Source organism: Bradyrhizobium sp. BR2003, from assembly GCF_009720285.1.
Taxonomy (GTDB): Bacteria; Pseudomonadota; Alphaproteobacteria; order Rhizobiales; family Xanthobacteraceae; genus Bradyrhizobium; species Bradyrhizobium elkanii.
The window spans coordinates 211,168-230,188 of record NZ_SMYJ01000035.1 but is presented as its reverse complement, the minus strand read 5'-3'; the positions used below and the strand labels follow the sequence as shown (position 1 = coordinate 230,188).

At 64.8% G+C, this 19,021-nt stretch carries 17 protein-coding genes and 1 tRNA gene; 8 read left to right on the top strand and 10 right to left on the bottom strand.

The window, feature by feature from the left end; translation table 11 throughout:
• The first annotated feature begins 3 nt into the window (after positions 1-3).
• A complete protein-coding gene (locus tag E2I15_RS30055) occupies positions 4-474 on the top strand; it encodes a nuclear transport factor 2 family protein (RefSeq protein ID WP_137478362.1) in 471 nt (156 codons plus the stop codon).
• Between the two features lie 31 nt (positions 475-505).
• On the opposite strand, the gene E2I15_RS30050 is transcribed toward E2I15_RS30055, so the two are convergent.
• The 5 genes from E2I15_RS30050 to E2I15_RS30030 form a co-directional block, all read right to left on the bottom strand.
• Positions 506-2,131: a PEP/pyruvate-binding domain-containing protein gene (locus E2I15_RS30050; protein WP_137478363.1), complete on the bottom strand. Its 1,626-nt coding sequence runs from the start codon at positions 2,129-2,131 to the stop codon at positions 506-508.
• Positions 2,132-2,144: 13 nt separating this feature from the next.
• Entirely contained in the window at positions 2,145-4,070 is a 1,926-nt protein-coding gene (locus tag E2I15_RS30045; RefSeq protein ID WP_137478364.1) for a hypothetical protein, read from the bottom strand.
• A gap of 257 nt (positions 4,071-4,327) precedes the next feature.
• Entirely contained in the window at positions 4,328-5,125 is a 798-nt protein-coding gene (locus tag E2I15_RS30040; RefSeq protein ID WP_137478365.1) for an acyl-CoA thioesterase domain-containing protein, read from the bottom strand.
• Between the two features lie 105 nt (positions 5,126-5,230).
• The gene (gene queG / locus E2I15_RS30035; protein WP_137478366.1) at positions 5,231-6,454 is read right to left on the bottom strand and encodes a tRNA epoxyqueuosine(34) reductase QueG; all 1,224 of its coding nucleotides are present in this window, start codon (positions 6,452-6,454) and stop codon (positions 5,231-5,233) included.
• Entirely contained in the window at positions 6,403-7,095 is a 693-nt protein-coding gene (locus tag E2I15_RS30030; RefSeq protein ID WP_137478367.1) for a glutathione S-transferase family protein, read from the bottom strand. The genes queG and E2I15_RS30030 overlap by 52 nt, the downstream gene beginning before the upstream one ends.
• A gap of 263 nt (positions 7,096-7,358) precedes the next feature.
• Between E2I15_RS30030 and E2I15_RS30025 the strand changes: the two genes are divergently transcribed.
• On the top strand, positions 7,359-8,165 hold the full coding sequence (locus E2I15_RS30025; protein WP_137478368.1) for an undecaprenyl-diphosphate phosphatase: 807 nt from the start codon (positions 7,359-7,361) through the stop codon (positions 8,163-8,165).
• Between the two features lie 183 nt (positions 8,166-8,348).
• Here the strand turns inward: E2I15_RS30025 and E2I15_RS30020 are convergent, their stop codons facing one another.
• Positions 8,349-9,317 carry a complex I NDUFA9 subunit family protein gene (locus E2I15_RS30020; RefSeq protein WP_137478369.1) on the bottom strand — a complete coding sequence of 323 codons (969 nt, stop codon included), beginning with the start codon at positions 9,315-9,317 and terminating at the stop codon, positions 8,349-8,351.
• A 146-nt stretch (positions 9,318-9,463) separates the two neighbouring features.
• On the opposite strand from E2I15_RS30020, the gene E2I15_RS30015 reads away from it, so the two are divergent.
• Positions 9,464-9,550 (top strand) — tRNA-Leu (locus E2I15_RS30015).
• Between the two features lie 3 nt (positions 9,551-9,553).
• Here E2I15_RS30015 and E2I15_RS38890 read toward each other — a convergent pair.
• The 3 genes from E2I15_RS38890 to styA all read right to left on the bottom strand — a co-directional run bounded on the left by E2I15_RS38890 (position 9,554) and on the right by styA (position 11,972).
• Positions 9,554-9,895, bottom strand: coding sequence for a hypothetical protein (locus E2I15_RS38890; RefSeq protein WP_196238948.1), 342 nt, complete (start codon positions 9,893-9,895; stop codon positions 9,554-9,556).
• A gap of 169 nt (positions 9,896-10,064) precedes the next feature.
• Positions 10,065-10,592: a flavin reductase family protein gene (locus tag E2I15_RS30005; protein ID WP_137478370.1), complete on the bottom strand. Its 528-nt coding sequence runs from the start codon at positions 10,590-10,592 to the stop codon at positions 10,065-10,067.
• A 129-nt stretch (positions 10,593-10,721) separates the two neighbouring features.
• A complete protein-coding gene (styA, locus tag E2I15_RS30000) occupies positions 10,722-11,972 on the bottom strand; it encodes a styrene monooxygenase subunit StyA (protein ID WP_137478371.1) in 1,251 nt (416 codons plus the stop codon).
• Positions 11,973-12,065: 93 nt separating this feature from the next.
• Between styA and E2I15_RS29995 the strand changes: the two genes are divergently transcribed.
• On the top strand, positions 12,066-12,962 hold the full coding sequence (locus tag E2I15_RS29995) for a LysR family transcriptional regulator (protein ID WP_137478372.1): 897 nt from the start codon (positions 12,066-12,068) through the stop codon (positions 12,960-12,962).
• A 45-nt stretch (positions 12,963-13,007) separates the two neighbouring features.
• On the opposite strand, the gene E2I15_RS29990 is transcribed toward E2I15_RS29995, so the two are convergent.
• Positions 13,008-14,270: an MFS transporter gene (locus E2I15_RS29990; protein WP_137478373.1), complete on the bottom strand. Its 1,263-nt coding sequence runs from the start codon at positions 14,268-14,270 to the stop codon at positions 13,008-13,010.
• Between the two features lie 276 nt (positions 14,271-14,546).
• On the opposite strand from E2I15_RS29990, the gene E2I15_RS29985 reads away from it, so the two are divergent.
• The 4 genes from E2I15_RS29985 (at position 14,547) to E2I15_RS29970 (ending at position 18,812) form a co-directional block, all read left to right on the top strand.
• Positions 14,547-16,343, top strand: a complete 1,797-nt coding sequence (locus E2I15_RS29985; RefSeq protein WP_137478374.1) for an autotransporter family protein — start codon at positions 14,547-14,549, stop codon at positions 16,341-16,343.
• 230 nt (positions 16,344-16,573) lie between these two features.
• A complete protein-coding gene (locus E2I15_RS29980; protein ID WP_016843549.1) occupies positions 16,574-17,188 on the top strand; it encodes a ribonuclease D in 615 nt (204 codons plus the stop codon).
• 155 nt (positions 17,189-17,343) lie between these two features.
• Positions 17,344-18,084, top strand: a complete 741-nt coding sequence (gene lptC, locus E2I15_RS29975; RefSeq protein ID WP_246668013.1) for an LPS export ABC transporter periplasmic protein LptC — start codon at positions 17,344-17,346, stop codon at positions 18,082-18,084.
• Between the two features lie 5 nt (positions 18,085-18,089).
• A complete protein-coding gene (locus tag E2I15_RS29970) occupies positions 18,090-18,812 on the top strand; it encodes an LptA/OstA family protein (protein WP_246668014.1) in 723 nt (240 codons plus the stop codon).
• The last annotated feature ends 209 nt before the right edge of the window (positions 18,813-19,021 follow it).

Below are 19,021 nucleotides of genomic sequence, written 5' to 3'. Positions count from 1 at the left end.
CCAATGGATACGACAAGCATGCTGCGGGCGTTCTGCGATGCTGTCGAACAGCGCAACGGCAAGGCCTTCGCCAATCTCTTCACTGAGGACGGCGTCTATCACGACGTGTTCTACGGCGCGTTCGCAGGCCACGCCAAGATCGCCGAGATGATCGACGACTGGTTCTACCGGACCGCGACCGATTTCCGCTGGGTGATGCACGATCCCGTCACTGACGGCACGACGCTCTACGCGCGCTATACGTTCAGCTATCGCTCGACCTTGCCGGAAGCCAACGGGGCGCGTGCGATGTTCGAGGGCGTCGCGATCATGCGGCTGCGCGACGGCAAGATCACGGAATACCACGAGGTCGCCAACACCGCGCCCGCCTTCGTCGACCTGAACTTCGCGCCGGAGCGTATCGCCAAGATCGTCGGCAAGCAGGGTGCCGCGCTGAAAGGGCGGCCGGAGATGAAGCAACATCTTGCGACATGATAAGCCGCGCCCGGCTGCAATGCGGCGTGGATCAGGCCGCGGCTGATTTGCGCGTCCGGCGCCGACGACCAGCGCTCTCTCGCAGTTCCGAGCGCCATCTCGCGACTTCGGCAAGCTCCGCTTCGGGCCGAATTGTCCGCGTTTCTCGTCGCCCGAGATAAATCCCGCCGCTGTCGCCGTCGATCGTCACCCAGTCTCCTGCCGAAATCGCCGATTTGCCGAGCTCGGCATGCTCGCCTGCGGCATCGATCGTCATGCCGCCGCATCCCACCACGCATGGTCTTCCCATCTGACGCGCCACCAGCGCGGCATGCGCGGTCCGCGCGCCAACGCTGGTTACGATGCCGCAGGCCACGGCAAAACCGGCAACGTCGGCCGTACTGGTGTCGGGACGCATCAGGACAACGGGGTCGCCGGATGAAGCGAGGCGCCGCGCAGCGTCGGAATCGAAGACGGCGCGGCCGACGGCAATGCCGCCGGAAGCACCGATCCCCACGACAGCCGGATCGTCCGCCGAAACCAGCGAGATCTCCACCAGCGACGCAAGGTCGATATCGGCTATGCGCTCGAGCGCCTGTTTCGGTGTGATGAGCCGTTCGTGCACGAGATCGATTGCGATCCTGAGCGCGGCGCGCGGGGTCCGCTTTGCGGGACGGGTCTGCAGAATCCATAACTTGCCGTCCTCGACGGTGAATTCGACGTCCTGGACGTCGCCAAACTCGCGTTCGAGGCGCGTGAGGACGTTGCCGAGATCGGCGGCCAGCGCCGGCAACGCGCCGGCGATCATCTCCGCGCTATCCGCCGTTCGCCGACCCGACACGACGTCCTCGCCTTGCGCGTCGAGCACCAGATCGACGACGGGCGCCGCCGATCCGGTCGAAGGGTCGCGCGAAAACGCAACACCCGCGCCCGACGCGAGCCCGCCATTGCCGAACACCATGGCCTGCACGGTCACTGCCGTACCCGGCAGATGCTCGAGTTTCTGCAGCCGGCGATAGGTCTGCGCCCGCTCGCTCATCCAGGATCGATAAACCGCCCGCGCCGCATGTTCGAGCTGCTCGTCGGCATCCTCGAGCCAGCGATCGTCCCCGTGCTCGATCAGGGCCTGTTCATCGCCGGCAAGTCGCTCGATTGCTTCGCTGTCGAGCGCGCGGTCACTGGCGACGCCCTCCTCTGCGGTCAGCGCGGCGATCCGCGCGCCAAAGGGTGCAGGGTCGAGGCCAAGCACTGTCTCGGCGTAGCGCTCCAGGAATCGGCGCCGGCAATCCCACGCGAGTCGCGGGCGTCCCGTCGATCGGACCAGGCCGCGCACCGCGCGCGTCGTGCAACCGACGTTGAGAACGGTTTCCAGCATGCCGGGCATCGAGCGGGCCGCGCCCGATCGCACCGAAACCAGCAGCGGCCGTCCGTGATGGCCGAAACGCCTGCCGGTGGCGCGCTCAAGGAAGGCGATGCCTTCCTTCAACCCCTCGCGCAAATGGCGCTCCGCGAGCGTGCGCCCGCCAATGATGTCGGCGCAGAGGCCGACCGGCAGCACGAAGGCCGGCGGTACCGCAAGTCCAAGCGTCGCCATCCTGGCGAGATTCGCCGCCTTGGCGCCGATCTCCTTGGCAGGGTGGCAGACGGTCGATTCGCCGCCGATGCATACGATCTGCATGATGAACCTCTCTTCAGGCGGCCAGATCCGTCATGATGTGTTGCCGCAGCAGATGGCCGAAGCCGGCGAGGCGGTCGGTCGATCGTTCGATGGCGCGGGCCAGTTCAAGCACCGAGAGCGACGTCGCGGCATCATGGCCGCCGGTGAAGATCAGCGTGGTGATTGCGCGTTCCTGTGCGTCCGCAGCGTGCTCGGCGTCGGCGAGGCGGACCACCGCAGCAAGCGCGTCGTCGGTATCGGCGCGGCGGCCCTCCGGCACTTCTGCGGCCGCGGCGAGTCCGCTGGCCGCCGCCTCGGCGGCGATGATCGCAACCGCGCACAGCTTGCCCAGGGCTGAGACCAACGACGTGTCGAGGCCCGCCGGCATCAGGGAGGCGACGAAGGCTGCCTGCTCGAGTTCGTCGACGGCCTCCTCGGCGCGGTCCACCAATTGTCCAATGATTGGCCGGGCGCCGAAGCGGTTGACCTCACTGCGCGCTGCGAGGGCAATGCGGTCCGCCTTCTGCTCGATCTGGCTGGCACGGGCAGCCAGATCCTTGCCGCCGTTGATCTGACCGGCCAGCAGGTCGGCGATATAGCGAGAAATCGTGGTGCAGAGATCGTGCGCCAGTCCGACCTGCCGCAGCACCACTGCGAGCAACGCGCTTTCGACGCGCTCAAGGCGCCTGACCAAGTCGGCCTCGAGTTGATCGCGGACGGTCCTGACGGACTGACCAGCAAGCAGCGCTTCGGTCGACAGGCGCAACGCGCTCTTCAGGAAATTGATCGCCGCCGCGCGACCGAGGACCTCGTCGAGCCGCTCGCCGAAGCCGATGCGCGCCGGTGCGGCGCTGCGAACGGCGCTGCCGAGCAGCTCGTTGCCGCCAAGTTCGAGGAACCCACGATGGCCGATGCGCTGCCGCGCGGCCCATTCGAGAATTTTCGTCGCGTCGTCCTTGCTCACCCAGTTTCGGAGCAGTTTGCGGGCCTTGTTCCAGTCGATCAGGAACACCAGCGCAGAGCCGACGGCTGCCAGGAATTCATTGCGGTCCGCCGCGGTCCTGGCCTGCAGCCGGCCGGTCACGAGGAAAAAGCCGCCGTCCTCGAATCCCGTCGACGCATGATGGTCGAGGCCGCTCCATTCGGCATCAAAGCCGCTGAACAGCGAGATGAAAAATTTCGCGCGAGCCAGATGCACGTCGGTATAGGTAACGGTCACGGCGTTGCGCCTGATTGCCACCACCAACACATGTGCGTCGGTGGTTCCGATGTCGTTCTGTATCAGGAGCCGGCCGTCCGACCTGGTCGCCATCGTGGCGAGGCCCGGATGATCGAATTTGAGTGCGCGCGTCTCGGCCAATCCCTTCATGAAGCTTTCGACGGGCGCGCGATCCTCGCTGTGCAGGCCGAACACTTGTGCGCCCGCCAGGCTTTCTTGCGAGCAGCCGGCGGCAAGCCTGTTCAGCGCCTTGTGCAGGTCCATGACCAGCCGATGCAGAGTGTCACCACCGTCTTGCGCCACGCTGGTCAGACGGGCGATCCGGCCGAGCTCGATCTCGCGCGACGCATCGAGCAGTCCGGCGGCTCGCAATGCGTTCAGGCGGGCGCTCGCTTTATCGGCCTCCTTTGTGTCTCCGGCGCTGACCGAGCGGATCATGGCGTCGATGTCGTCCTGGATCTCCTTCATCAACTTTGCCAGGTTTGGTGCGGTCAGCCGGCTTTCGCCGTTCAGATGCGCGCCGTTGATCAGGGACGCGATCGCCGCGGGCGCGATGCCGGCGGCCTGGCTCTCTATGGCGAGCTCATTGGCCGGACGCTCCGGCTCCCGGGCATGGGCGGCAGCGGCCTGCAGCGCGCTGAGCCGCACCTTGATGCGGTCGTTGGCGGACAGACCTGCGGCGACCAACGATGGCAGCAGGATGTCTGTCTGTCCGAGTTCTTTGATGATCTGGGTTTTCATGACACATGCGCGAGATGAGATTTCTGTCTCGCCTGTATGCATCGCCGAGGCGGCGCGATCCTTGCGCTAGATCATTCTTAAAACTGTCATGTTCGATCGCCGTGCAACCCGGAAATGCCGCGGCGTGCGGCTTGAACCGGCCGCGCTCCGCCGTGGTTCCGGTATGCGTCAGCCCGGAATCCATCGGGCCGCCTGCGCTGACGGAGAGATGGATTCCGGGCTCGCGCTTTGGCGCCCCGGAATGACGGCGGAGAAATCTACGGCGGCGGCGGATTGGTCATCGGCTTGCGCTGGGCGAGCGCAGCCACGGTCGAGGTACCGATCGGGCCCTGCTCGTCATAGAGCCAGCATTCGCCGATCGCGATGCCGTCCGTGGCGTGGTGGTTGACGACCTCGAAGCCGATCCAGTTGGTCACCGGCAAACGATGCAGATAGATCGTGACGTCGCTGTTGATGTAGCCGAGCCCCTGGTCGCCGGCATTGGCGAAGGGGCTGGCGAAATCCGCGCCGGTCGCGACATGGACGAACGGCGTCATCTTCACGCCTGCGACGAGCTCGCGCACTTCGCTCATCCACAGCCGTCGGTCGCCGAGCGAGCCCATATGGCCGACGATCGGCCGCGTCTCCCATTTCCCGTTCATGCCGAGCCTCGGATCGGTCGGCTTCGGAATGTCTGATGGCGCCGGAACGTTCCAGTTCGGCGGCGACCATACATTGCCGGGTGCATTTTCCGTCCTGCGCAACAATTGGCAGGAGGCGCGCGCCATGCTGGTGCCGCCGGAGACAAACTCGGCCTCGATCATCTTGATGCGCATGCCGTCGCGCACGAGCTTGGTCGTCACCTCGATCGGTGTCGTGATGTTGGGCAGCCGGAACATATCGACCGTCAGCCGCGCAGGGACGAAATCGTCGGAGCCGTGACGCTCCTCGATGACGAAGGCGAGCAGGCCGATCACGACGCGGCCGTGCAGGGATTCCGGATTCCACGGTCCGTTCGCAACGGGTGTCGGCATGAAGCCGTCGCCGTGCCTGGTGAAGAAGGGCTGGTTTGTCATGGCGTGCGACCATGACGAGAATGGCGCGATGAAATCAAGACTCTTCACCCTCATGGTGAGGAGCCGCGTAGCGGCGTCTCGAACTATGAGGCCCGGTCTGTGGCCTCATCCTTCGAGACGCGCTGCGCGCTCCTCAGGATGAGGGGACAGAGCCGCGCGCCACTCCTGCTGTACGGTGACGTCAGGCTCGCCGCCGGCCCGCGACGCCAGCGCCGCGAACGCATCGCGCGTGATCAGTTGCGACAGCGCCCACACGGCGGCGCCGCGCACCAGCGGGTTCGCATCGTCGAGCAAACGCCGCGCTTCAGCGGCAAGGCTTGCATTGCCGGAGTTGCCGATCGCGATCAGCACATTGCGGATGAAGCGGTCGCGGCCGATGCGCTTGACCGGCGACTTCGTGAACAGCGCGCGGAAGGCGGCATCATCGAGCCGTGCCAGATCGGCGAGCGTGGGCGCCCGCAACGCATCGCGCGCGGCGAGCTTCTGCTCGCGCCCCGCTTGCGCGAACTTGTTCCACGGACACACCGCGAGGCAATCGTCGCAGCCATAGATGCGGTTGCCGATGCTCTTGCGGAATTCGTGCGGGATCGGGCCCTTGTTCTCGATCGTCAGATACGAGATGCAGCGCCGCGCATCGAGCTTGTAGGGCGCGGGAAACGCCGCGGTCGGGCAGATGTCCTGGCAGGCGCGGCAGCTGCCGCAATGATCGGCCTCGGCATCATCGCGCGGCAGCTCGGTCGCCGAATAGATCGCGCCGAGAAACAGCCACGAGCCGAATTCGCGTGACACGAGATTGGTGTGCTTGCCCTGCCAGCCGATGCCGGCTGCCTGGGCGAGCGGCTTCTCCATGACCGCGGCGGTGTCGACGAACACCTTCACCTCATCGCCGGTGATCGTGGCGAGCCAGCGCGCCAGTATCTTCAGCCGCTTCTTGATCACGTCGTGATAGTCGTCGCCCTGCGCATAGACCGAGATCGCGCCACGCGACCGGCGCGCGAGGATGTCGAGCGGGTCGTCGTCGGGCCCGTAATTGACGCCGAGCATGATGATCGAGCGCACGCCGCCCCACAGCACGCGCGGATCGGCGCGCCGCTCCGGATTGGCTGCGAGCCAATCCATATCGCCGTGGCCGCCGGAGCCGAGGAATTCGAGGAAATATTTCCCGGCCTCGCTGGTTGCGTCAGGCGCGGTGAAGCCGATGGCATCGAAGCCGAGCGCATGTGCCTCGCGCTGAAGCGCCGCCTTGAGATCGGAAGGGGAGGGCCTGACCGCCGGGTTCAGAAGTCGAGGTCCACATAGGTGCGCGACGCCGGCACCCCCGCCAGCCATTCGCTGAGCAGCGGGCGGAACGACGGGCGGGACTTCACCCGCGCGTACCACGACTTTGCCGCGTCGTCCTCGCTCCATGGCACGTCGCCCAGATAGTCGATCGCCGAGAGATGCGCCGCGGCGGCGAGATCCGCGTAGGTGAGGCGGTCGCCGGCGAGATAGTTCCGCGTCTTCGCCAGCCAGCCGATATAGCTCAGATGATAGCGCACATTGACCTTGGCGGCGCGCATGACGTCGGGGGCCGGCGGACCGCCGCCATTGTCCTCGCTCATGAAGCGCTTGTAGATCCGCTCGGTCACCAGCGGGTTGGAGGCTTCCTCGAAGAATTTCTCGTTGAACCACGCCATCAGCCGGCGCACCTCGACGCGCTCGGCCGTCGATGCCGGCAACAGCCGCCGATCGCCGGCGTCGAGGCCGTGTGCCTCGTCGACATATTCGGCGATCACAGGCGCACCCGGAATCGGCGGAAAGCCCTCGGCGATCAGCACCGGCGTGGTGGCCGCCGGATTGAGCGCCAGGAACGCCTCGCGCCGTTCCCACACCCGTTCCTCCACGAGGCGCAAATCGAGCCCATACTCGCCGAGCACGAGCCGAATGAAGCGCGAATGCGGACAGAACGGATGGTGATACAGCGTATACATGAAGCCCTTGGTAGTTTCTCGGCGCTTAAGAAATCATCAACCTGTGCGACCTGGACCTGTGCTTTGGCCAGACCAGTTCCGGTCGTCTCTATGTCGCGTCAGCACGCAAACCGGTAGCCATCCCCGCAGATGATGCGGGTCACAAAAACGCTATAGCTCAGCAAATCGGCCGGGTAACCCATTGTTTGACGATTTTTTGCGATTGCGGCCAATGTGCGAATAAGCGAGAAGAATCCCGTTTTCCACACAGGGTAGGCCACAACATGATGACGGATATGCTGCGGGCGGTGATTCTCGGCATCGTCGAGGGCGTCACGGAGTTCCTGCCCGTCTCCTCGACAGGCCACCTGCTGCTTGCGGAGCGCTTCTTCAATCTCGGCGAAGGCGATTTCTGGAAGAGCTTTGCGATCCTGATTCAGCTCGGCGCGATCCTCGCGATCCTCGCGCTCTATTTCGTCAAATTGTGGCGCGTCGCGCTCGGCATGTTCACCAATCCCGACGACCGCCGCTTCGTGATCGGCGTGCTGGTGGCGTTTTTGCCTGCCGTCGTGATCGGCCTAATCGCCGGCAAATACATCAAGGAGTTCCTGTTCAATCCGTGGGTGGTCTGCTTCACGCTGATCGTCGGCGGCGCCGTGCTGCTGTGGGTCGATCAGCTCGATCTCAAAATTTACGAGGACGATGCGACCCGATTCCCGCTGCTGATGTATTTCTGGATCGGCGTCGCGCAGTGCCTGGCGATGATTCCCGGCGTGTCGCGCTCGGGCGCCAGCATCGTGGCGGCGATGCTGCTCGGCGCCGACAAGCGCTCGGCGGCGGAGTTCTCGTTCTTCCTCGCGATCCCGACCATGGTGGGCGCGTTCGCCTATGATTTCTACAAGAACCGCGCCGACTTCACGACGGATAATCTCAGCGTCATCGCGGTCGGCTTCGTGGTGTCGTTCGTGGTCGCAATGATCGTGGTGAAGACGTTCCTCAACTACGTCACCCGCCACGGCTTCACCTTCTTCGCCTGGTGGCGCGTGATCGTCGGCACGCTCGGCCTGATCGCGCTGGCGATGGGACGGTAAGGAACAGCTCTCACCGCGTCAGCGGTCTTCACCTCTCCCGCTTGCGGGGGAGGTCGGATTGCATCGCAGATGCAATCCGGGTGGGGGCTCTCTCCACACCAAGAGAGTCGTTTTGCGGTGAAGCCGCCACCCCAACCCTCCCCCGCAAGCGGGAGAGGGGGCGCAGTCTTTCCGCGGTAACGCCTACGCGCTCTTCTTCTGGAACTGACCGGTGGCGCGGAAGCGCCAGAGATATTGCGGGGCGATCGCTTCCATCGAATCCGGCGAGATGCCGAGGCCTGCGAAGGTCAGGCCGGCGGCCTTGGCGGCGTCGGACACCACATTGTCCGAACGCAGCATCGCGACCTGGTCCGGCGTCAGCGTGAACGGCCCCGGCGCGAACTGCAGGAAGTACGACTGGAACTTGGCGAGGCCGAACGGCAGCGGCGCCAGCATGCGATCGCGCTGGGTGATCCTGAGAATGATCTCTATCACCTCGCGCATGGTCAGCACTTCCGGCCCGCCGAGTTCGTAAGCTGCGCCTGCCTTCGCCTTGCCGTCCACGGCATCGGCCACTGCGTCCGCGACGTCGCCGACATAGGCCGGCTGCACCTTGTTGACCCCGCCGCCGACCAGCGGCAGCACCGGCGACATCCGTGCCAGCGCCGCGAAGCGGTTGGTGAATTGATCCTCGGGCCCGAACAGCAGCGACGGCCGCATGATGGTGGCCTGTGGCAAGGCCGCCAGCACCGCCGCCTCGCCCTCCGCCTTGGCCCGGAAATAGCTCGAGGGCGAATCCGCGTCGGCCCCGATCGCCGAGACATGGACCATCCGCCCGCCGGCAGCGGCCGCCGCCTTGGCGATGGTCTCGGCGCCCTTCACCTGCACGGCATCGAAGCTCTGCCCGCCGCCCTCGGCCAGGATGCCGACCAGGTTGATGGCGATATGCGAATCACGCATCGCCGCCTCGACCGAGGCCGGGTAGCGCACATTGGCCTGGACGGCATGGATCTGCCCGACCCGGCCGAGCGGCTGCAGATGGCCGGCCAGTTCAGGCCGCCGCACCGCGACTCGGACGCGGTAATTACGCTTGCAGAGCGCCCGGACCACGTTCCGCCCCAGAAAACCCGATCCGCCGAAGACCGTGACGAGCGTGTCCAGGTTCGATGCCATGGGGTGATTCCTGTGGGATTCGAGAGCGATTGACGTGGGTTAACCGTCTGGCGATACGCCATCGGCTTTATCCTGTACAGGGTATTTGAATTTCCAATCGCGAATTTGACAAGCGCGCAACCGATCCTTACTAAGCCGCTCCACATGCCCAGGTGGCGGAATTGGTAGACGCGCTGGCTTCAGGTGCCAGTGGCTTAACGGCCGTGAAGGTTCGAGTCCTTTCCTGGGCACCACCCCTAACCCAAGTGGTTGAAATCGCTCGCGTTCGTAGGGCGGGCGAGGCGAAGCCGTAATCCGGCAAGAGCAGGGCGAGATGGTGATGATGCCGCCGCCCAGCCTCGCTGCATCGGCTCGGTTTCCGGCGCGCGGCCGTTTGCCCATTTCCCCATCAGGCAAAGGCGGACGTAGTCCCGTTCGATCCAAATGGAATGCATATAGCGTGCCTCTCCGACGACCTCGCCGACTTCGAGCTCGACCAGATCTCCTTTGAGATCGACGATCGGAAAATGGCGGCCGAGACACCTCGTGAAGAGTGTTCGCGTTCCCATGTCTTCCGGCAGCACATCCGGAATCGCCACGACTTCGACTCTGTCCCCGATTCCAGCACCTCTGGACGGTCTTTGAGACGAGCTTAGCGGCATCCTGCTCAGTTGACGCTCGCGATCGTTCTCCCGTGGGCCACTGCTCCGGTGCGCTGCAAATTTCGGGTTCTCCAGGGTTCGTCGCGCAAAGACTTCGCGCTTCGCCTTAGATGGCCCATCCGTCGGCGGGATAGGCGATTGTCTCCGCGGGCATGATCGCCGTACCGAGCCCGTTGCAGAATCGGCTGGAATAAAAGGCGAGCGGGGAACCGTCTCGCTGCCGGCACCAGCGGACCTCGCCAATGAACAGCGTGTGGTCGGCGACGTCGATTGACCGGACCACGTCGCAAGCGAACTGGGCGATCGCTTGCTGCAGGACGGGAAACGCTTCCCGTTTGACCAGCAATGGCGAGCCTTCGGCCCGCGGTCTGCCGGAGAAGTGCGCGCAGAGTGCGAGATCTTCCGCGTGAAGGACATTCACGGCGTAACGCTTCGAATCGATGATCGCCTGCCAGGTCCGCCCTCGCATCACCGACACCAGCACGGTCGGCGGTTTGGTGGAGACGGTTGTGAAGCTGTTGGCCGTCATGCCGACCGGGATGCCGTCGCGGTCGATGCTCGCCACGACCGTCACGCCTGTGGAGAATCGCGCAGCGGCCGCCCGGAAGCTCGCCGGATCGGGATGCGGGTTCATCGATGGCGCTCCATGGCGAAACGGCAAGTGGTCGCGCCTTTCGGCCTGTGGCTCGAGAGATGGTTTGTCGGCAGGCGGCCGCGGCCTGGCGCAAGTGGACCGTACGGCCGGCTCGCGATCATTGGTGCGTCAGGCGGCGAGCGGCGCGCGCCTGTCGATCCAAGCGTGGATGCGCTTGTCGGTCGCGACACGATCCCACTGGCGTTCCGGGTAGTTGAAATTATCGGTGAACTCGTCGCAGAGCTCTCGGTCCTGCGCCATGGTGAGGATCAGCCGACCCATCGCCTCGGACGGCGGCCGCAGCATCAGATTCGTCCAGCGCGCAGCCGCGAACACCCGATTTTCGCGGGCACGATCCACCTCCTCAACGAAGCGAGCGTCGAAGGCCACCGTTTCCACGATCGCCTTGCCGAGTTCGAAGGCGGCGTAGGAGGCGATGTTGGCGCCTTGGCCCATCAACGGGTCGACCACTGAATGTACGTCGCCCAGCGCGACGGCGAATTTCTCGCCATCGAAGGCGACCGACGATTGCCGCACGGTCGGCACCACTGCGCCTTGCAGCAGGTCGAGCGGCTGGGCCAGCCCGAAGCGATGGGTGTCGATCCGGTTGTAGGTGTGCGGATGATGCTTTTCCAGCTTGTCGAGAATTGTCTGGCGGAAGGCTGCAGGGTCCGCGTCGTAGCTCAGCGAGACCAGCTCGGCCATGTCGCCGCCGGGAATGTTCTCCATCAGGAGCGCGGTCTTCATGCCGTCGAATGACAGCGTCGGAATGACGATCATCTCGCCATGTCCGGGCGACACCGAGAGCGTGACACCGCGCGGGTCGTCACCGTCCGGGCTGCCGTGATCGACGCCGTCATAGAGGCCCACGCAGAGCAGGCGCTGTGGCTGGCTGTAGGGGGACAACTCCGGCCGATGGGTGAACATTCGCCCGAGCGCACCCTTGCCGGTCGACACGACGAGAAGGTCAAAGCGTGAAACCAGAGCCGGGATGTCGTCGTCTTGGATGCTGGCATATTCGATGCTGCCGCCGCGATCCTCGAAATCCTTCATCAGCGCGGGCAGGTACATGCGGTAATCCACTGCCCGGCTCGGCTTCTTGAACGTGCCGCGAAACAGCAGCCCGTTGCCTGGGAAGTTAAAGAAATGGTCGTGGTGGTGGTAGATCGTGGCCGCGTCATCCCAATGGTTCACGCCTAGCTCGTTCTCGCGCGCGATGGTGACGCTGTGATGGGCGACCGTGTTCATCAGCCGTGCCGAGGCGTACTGCTCCGGAGTGCGGTCGGTCAGCACCGTCGCCTGGATTCCATGCTGTTGCAGATAAAGAGCCAGATGCAGGCCGCCGATCCCGGCGCCGACGATCCCGATCGATTTGTTCATTGGTGATCCTCCCTGGTTGCCGAGAGGCTAGACCGGATCGACTGCGTTCATGTAGGGAATGATAAGAATATTACAAATTCCTGGCAGGAATGCATGGATCGGATCGATGCGCTGCAAACCTTCATTCGGGTGATGGAGGCCGGCAGCTTCAGCCAAGCCGCGAGCGATCTGGGCCTCGGACAGCCGGCCATCAGCAAGCGCGTGGCGCTGCTGGAGGCAGAGTTCGGCTGCCGGCTGTTTGTCCGCACCACGCGCAAGGTTCGTCCGACGCCGGAGGCCGATCGCGTGCTCAAGCTCGCCAAGGATATCGTCGCGCTGTTGGAAAGTGCCAGTACGCCGGCGCAGAGCCGGGTTCGCAGTCCGTCGGGGACCTTGCGGATCACCGTGCCGACCTCGTTCGGTCGCTATTTTTTCCGCGGCATCTTCGCAGAATATCTTCACCGCTATCCCGACGTGCGGCTCGATGTGAGCTTCACCGAGCAGTTCGTAGACCTGGTGGAGACCGGGACGGAGCTGGCAATTCGGATCGGAATGCTGAACTCCAGCTCGCTGGTGGCGCGGCGCGTCGGCACCATCAAGCGCCTCCTGGTGGCGGCCCCTTCACTGCTCGCACGGCATCAGGCCCCGCTCCTCCCCGACCATCTGCGCCGCATGCCGAGCATAACGTATTCGCGCTTGTCGCCGCGGAACCAGTGGACGTTCGAAGCCGAGACCGGCCGCCATGTGGTCGAGATCGCGTCGTCCATGAACTGCGACGACGCCGACGTGATGACGCTCGCGACGGTCGAGGGGCTCGGCGTCGCGGTGCTACCAAGCTGGTGCGCCGTCGAACACATCGCCGCAGGCCGGCTTGTTCATTTGCTGCCGGATTATGCGGTGCCATCGCTACCGATGCATCTCGTCTATCCTGACCCGCATTGGATGTCGCACCGCGCGAGACTATTCCGCGATCTGATCATTGAGCGTGCCGACATGTTTGCGATTGGCTGAGCACGTCGGCCGATGCTTGGAATTTGGGAACGCTGGCGCCCGCCCTCACACGATCCGCCGGCCCGCGCGGCGGGCGATCGGCTTCTGCACAAAATACATTGCGATCATCGAAATGATGGTGGTTGCGACGACGATATAGCCCAGCCGGTCGAAATGCAGCAGCGAACCGTCGGGATTCTCCGCGATGATCGCCGCCGCAAAGACCGAGCCCAACCCGCCCGACAGCTGCTGCACGGATGCCGAGACCGCACTGAACGATCCGCGCTGGCTGGCGTCGGGGATTGCCGACATCAGCGCCTGGGACGGGATCATGCGCGAGAAGATGCCGATGAACATCAGCACATTGACCACGATCGCGGTCAGCAGCGAGACGTGGCCGAGATTGGTGTAGATCAGCACCATGATCACGGTCACCACGCAGCCGAATGCGAAGGTCGGATATTTGCCGAACGCATCGCTGGCGCGGCCGACCAGCGGCCCGATGATGATGCTGAACAGGCCCGAGACGAGATAGATCGTCGGCAGGTGGACGATGTCGATGCCGAGATTGTGCACGGTGAAGGCGCTGCCGAACGGCATCAGCATGAAGCCGCCGGTCGCGAGCAGCGTGGTCACCAGGAAGGCCAGCGTGTAGCGCGGCTGGCCCACGGTTGCGATCAGATGGCGGAACGGATTGCTCTCGTGCTGCAATTTGAGATGGGCATCGACCGGCTGCATCGCGATCGCAATCGCCGCGATCGCCGCAATCGACAGGCCGACGATGGCCACGAAGCAGACGTGCCAGTTCCAGTGATTGGCCAGAAACAGCCCGGCGGGGACGCCGAGCACCTGGCTCGCGGCGAACGCCGTCTGCAGGACGCCCATGGCGCGGCCGCGCTGTTGCAGCGGGAACAGGTCGGTGACGATGGCAAGCACGACGGAGCCGATCACCCCGCCGAAAATGCCGGTCACGATGCGGCCGAGCAGCAGCACATGGAAATTCTGCGCCACCGCGCAAAGCACGGTGCCGAGCATGAAGCCGACATAGAAGAACAGCAGCAGCCGCTTGCGGTCGAAGCGATCGGCAAAGCCGGCGGCGAGGACGCCGGAAATGCCGGCCGCGAACGCGTAGGCCGAGACGCCGAATTGCCCGGCCGTGATGCTCAGCGACGGCATCAGGATGGCGCCGAGTGGCGACATGATGATGAAATCGAGGATCAGCGTGAATTGCGTGAAGGCCAGCAGCGCGATCAGGAACGATTGATAGCGCGAAAAGCCGCGCTCCTGCTGGTCGTCGTCGATCGGCGCGGCGATGGTCTGGTCGGACATAAGGCTCATTTCATTGGGAGGCGGGTTCGGGCTGGCAACAGATAGGGTGGGCGCGGGACGATTTCATGGGGCGCGGGGGCAACAGTTCCATCGAAATCGAAAGCGCGCGGGCAATGGCCTGGTGGTGCGCCTCACGCCGAGGTCGGCAAGGGATGCGGAGAGCGGGACGTCCGGCACCCAACGGCAATTGTTTCCGGTTGTATCGACTAATAACTGCAACGGGTGAATGCTGTACTTCACAACCTCGAAAGTCTACGCACATCAAGGATGTGAATCATGTTGATGCATCTCATGGTTACGTCTGTGGCGACCGCGCAACAGGTCGCTGCAAATCGTTTCAAGCTTGAACGGAGCCTGTTCTCCAACACCGCCGGATCGTCGTTCACCGCACGCATCGAGAACCTCGCCGGCGGCAAGATCATCAGCCAGGCGGGACCCGCAATCCGCGGTACCGGCACCTTCGCCAACACCTTCATCAACAGCGGTTCGCTGACGCTGCAGACGTCGCTGACCGGTAGTGTGTCGATCGCGGCCGGCACCAGCCTGCTGGCGGGCAACGGCGCCAATCCGTCGATCACGCCGTTTCCGGGCGGCCCGCCGATCACCGTCACCAATGCCGGCGCCACCGCCGCGAACAGCCTGACGATCGCGGGCAACTATGTCGGCAATGGCGGCGGTCTCTATCTGCGCACCGTGCTCGGCGGCGACGGGTCGCCGTCGGATCGGCTCGTCATCTCCGGCGGCAATGCGTCCGGCTCGACCGCGGTGACCGTCACCAATGCCGGCGGCGCGGGCGCATTGACCACCGCCGACGGCATCATGGTGGTGCAGACCGTCAACGGCGGCACCACGGCTGCGGGCGCATTCGGCCTCTCCAACGCCGTCGTGGCGGGCGCGCACGAATATCTGCTGTTCCGCGGCGGCGTTTCCGCCGGCAGCGCCAACAACTGGTATCTGCGCTCGACATTGTTGCCCGGCACGGCGTCGCCTGCGCCGCCGGCTGCGCCTGCACCTGCGCCGCCTTCATCGCCCAACGTGGTGCCGCCGCCTCCGGGGCTGCCCGCGGAGGATCTGTCGTCGCTGACGCCGCCGCCGGCAGGCGCCGCGCCGGTCCAGCTCTACCGCGAAGAGGTGTCGGTCTACTCGGCGTTGCCGCAGGTGGCGCAAAAGCTCGGGCTGGCGACGCTCGGCACCTTCCATCAGCGCCAGGGCGATCAGGCCTTGCTGACCAGCGGCGGCGAACAGCCGGCGGCGTGGGCGCGTGCTTATGGCTCGCACAGCTCGCAGAGCTGGGCCGGCACGGTCAGCCCCGCCTTCGACGGCACCATGGCGGGCGTGCAGGTCGGCGTCGACATCCTGCGCTTCCAGTCCGCGCCCGAGCATCATGATCGCGCCGGCTTCTTCTATGCGTATGGCTGGGCCAGCGGCAACATCAACGGCTTCGCGCTCGGCCTGAACGACATCCGCACCGGCTCGCTCTCGATCGACAGCCAGAATATCGGCGGCTACTGGACCCATGTCGGCCCGTCGGGCTGGTATGTCGACGCCGTGCTGATGGGCAGCTTCTACGGCGCAAGCCCGCAGTCGGATCGTCAGGTCGGCGCGCGGGTGTCGGGCACCGGCGTCGCTGCATCGCTGGAAGCCGGCGCACCGATCCCGCTCAACAGCTTTCTCGCGATCGAGCCGCAGGCGCAGCTGATCTGGCAACGGCAGTCGTTCGACAGCTTCGACGACATGTTCTCGAGCGTCGCGCTCGGCAGTGCCGATACGCTGACCGCGCGGCTCGGCGTGCGCATTCCGGCAACCTTCGTCGTCGGCACGGCCGAACTGCGTCCCTATCTCGAGGCCAATCTCTGGCACACCGCCGCGAATGACCGCAGCATCGCGTTTGCGACGACGGACCTGATCGGCGTGCAAAGCCGCGGCACCGCCGTCGAGATCGGTGCCGGCGTCTCCGCGCAGCTCAATCGCACGATCAGCGCCTATGCGAGCGCGGGCTACACGACCTCGGTGGACAGCCTCCATCGCGAGGATATCACCGGCCGCTTCGGCCTGCGCGTCAGCTGGCAGTGATGGCGCGCCCTCGCGGGGGCGTGCGGCGGCGATAGCAACCCATTGTCTCCGCTGCACAATGGCGGTACACCCTGAACTATCTGTGCCGGAACAATTGAGGATTCCCGCTGCCCGTGTCCGGTCCTGACCGGCCCCGATGCCGGTGCGATCCGAAGACTGGCGCATGCTCGCCTGTCGGCGGATTGGACGGTAGTTTATTCCGACGGCGATTCGACGAGGTTTTTGACAGCATGACCATCCGCCTGCATCGCGGCGACTTGCCCGATCTGTCCCGCTACACCGACTCGGTGGCGATCGACACCGAGACCATGGGATTGCATCCGCACCGTGACCGGCTCTGCGTGGTGCAGATGTCGAACGGCGACGGCACCGCCGACGTGATCCAGATTCCGAAGGGCCACACCGATTCGCCGAACCTGAAGGCGCTGCTCGCCAATCCCAAGATCACCAAGATCTTCCATTTCGCACGGTTCGACGTCGCGGTGCTCTACAACACGTTCGGCGTGATGCCGACGCCAGTCTATTGCACCAAGATCGCCTCGCGCCTGTCGCGCACCTACACCGATCGCCACGGCCTCAAGGATCTGGTGCGCGAGGTGCTGAACGTGGAATTGTCGAAGCAGCAGCAGTCGAGCGACTGGGGTGCGCAAAGCCTCAGCGAGGCCCAACTCGCCTACGCCGCTTCCGACGTGCTGCATCTGCATGCGCTGCGCGACAAGCTGAATGTCATGCTCGCGCGCGAGGGACGGACAGATCTCGCCCAGGCCTGCTTCGACTTCCTCCCCACCCGCGCCAGGCTCGATCTCGACGGCTGGGAGGCCGAGGACATTTTCGCCCATTCATGATGCGCGCCGAATTCGTCGCGGCCGGGGGTAGTTCCGCCCCGTTTCGGCCAAACTGTTCACGCGTGGTCCGGTGCGGGGGCGCGAGGCGAGGTCCGGGCTGCATATTTGGGCGGCTCCGGCTAGAATAGGGGCAGTTTCGCGCCTCTGGAGCTCAGGTGAATTCGGTTCAGAATCCAGCCCAGAATCCAGCCTATGTCACGGGCCTCGAGGCGCGCTTTGCCGCCGCCGCGCGGCACAGCCGCATGGTGCGGATCCTGCGCGTCGCGGTGCCGGCGATGGTCGGGCTGGCGATGGCCGTGATCATCTACATCGCGCTGTTCAATCCGTTCCACGACCTGATCCCCAAGCTGCCGCTCGAGATGGATAACCTCGTCGTGTCCGGCACCAAGATCACGATGGAAGCGCCGCATATCGCCGGCTTCTCCAACGACGGACGGCCTTACGAAATGTGGGCCAAGGCGGCGATCCAGGACGTCACCGATCCCGACCATGTCGAGCTGAAGACGATCCGCGCCAAGGTGGCGCAACAGGATCAGTCGACGGTGACGATGGATGCGCGCACCGGCTTCTTCGACAACAAGAAGCAGCTGCTCGACTTGCGCCAGGACATCTTCCTGCAGTCGTCCACCGGCTATGAGGCCAGGCTGACGCAGGCCTTCGTCGACATCAACAAGGGCAACGTGTCGTCGGACGAGCATGTCGACGTCAAGCTGCTCGACGGCACGCTGACCGCCGACAGGCTCCGGATCTACAACAGCGGCGAGCTGGTGCGGTTCGAAGGCAATGTCGTGATGAATCTCGACAAGCTCGGCGACAACAATGCCGCCCCGCCGGCCGAGCCCGCTCCACCGCCGCCGCCGTCACCGAAGCCACGCAAATCCGCCAACACGAAATGATTTTGATGATGAGACGTTTTCAGCACGGCATGGCAATTGCGGCGTTCCTGTTCGCGCTTCTCGCCGCAAGTGCTGCGTTCGCGCAGGGCTCGATGAGCGGCGTGCCCAACGCCATGCAGGGCTTCTCGCAGAACCGCGATCAGCCGATCCAGATCGAGGCCGCCTCGCTCGAAATGCGCGACAAGAAAAAGGAGGCGACCTTCGCCGGCAATGTGAAGGTCGTGCAGGGCGACACCACCATGACGTCGAAGACGCTGGTCGTGTTCTACGAGGATAAATCGACCCAGGCGCCGGCGCCCGCCCCGACCGGCACCAAGGGGGCAGCCGCCAAGGGCGCCGCGCCGATGCAGTCGGCAACCCCGGGCCCCGGCGGCGCCTCCTCGATCAAGCGCTTGGAGGCGAAGGGCAATGTCGTCGTGACCCAGAAGGACCAGGTCGTCACCGGCGAGACCGCGATCTTCGACACCAAGACCAATCTGATCACGATGCTCGGCGGCGGCGGCAGCCAGGTGGTGCTGACCCAGTGCCAGAATGTGCTGCGCGGCGACCGTCTTTTGGTCGACATGACCACCGGCGTCTCGCGCGTCGAAGCCGACAATGGCAAGGTGCAGGGCCTGTTCATCCAGTCGCCGGGCGGACAAAGCGGCAAGTGCGGCACGCCGGCCGCCCCCGGCTCAGCCCCGGCCCCGTCGCCGCTGCAGCTGATTCCGGGCAGCAAGTCCAAGTAAGGCTCACGTAAGGTCAAGCAGAATCAATTAGTTAGATAATATTCTGCGGCCGCGAGGTTGAAGCGGGCGGGGCGAGACTGTATCTACTGCAGCGGCCCGGCCGAACAATGCGCCTCGAGGGGGAATTATGTCGGCCGGGACAGGGGCATCCATTCATTCAAGGCGCGGGTGATCGCGCTTTGCCGTGTTGTTCGAGCATGATCTCCGCG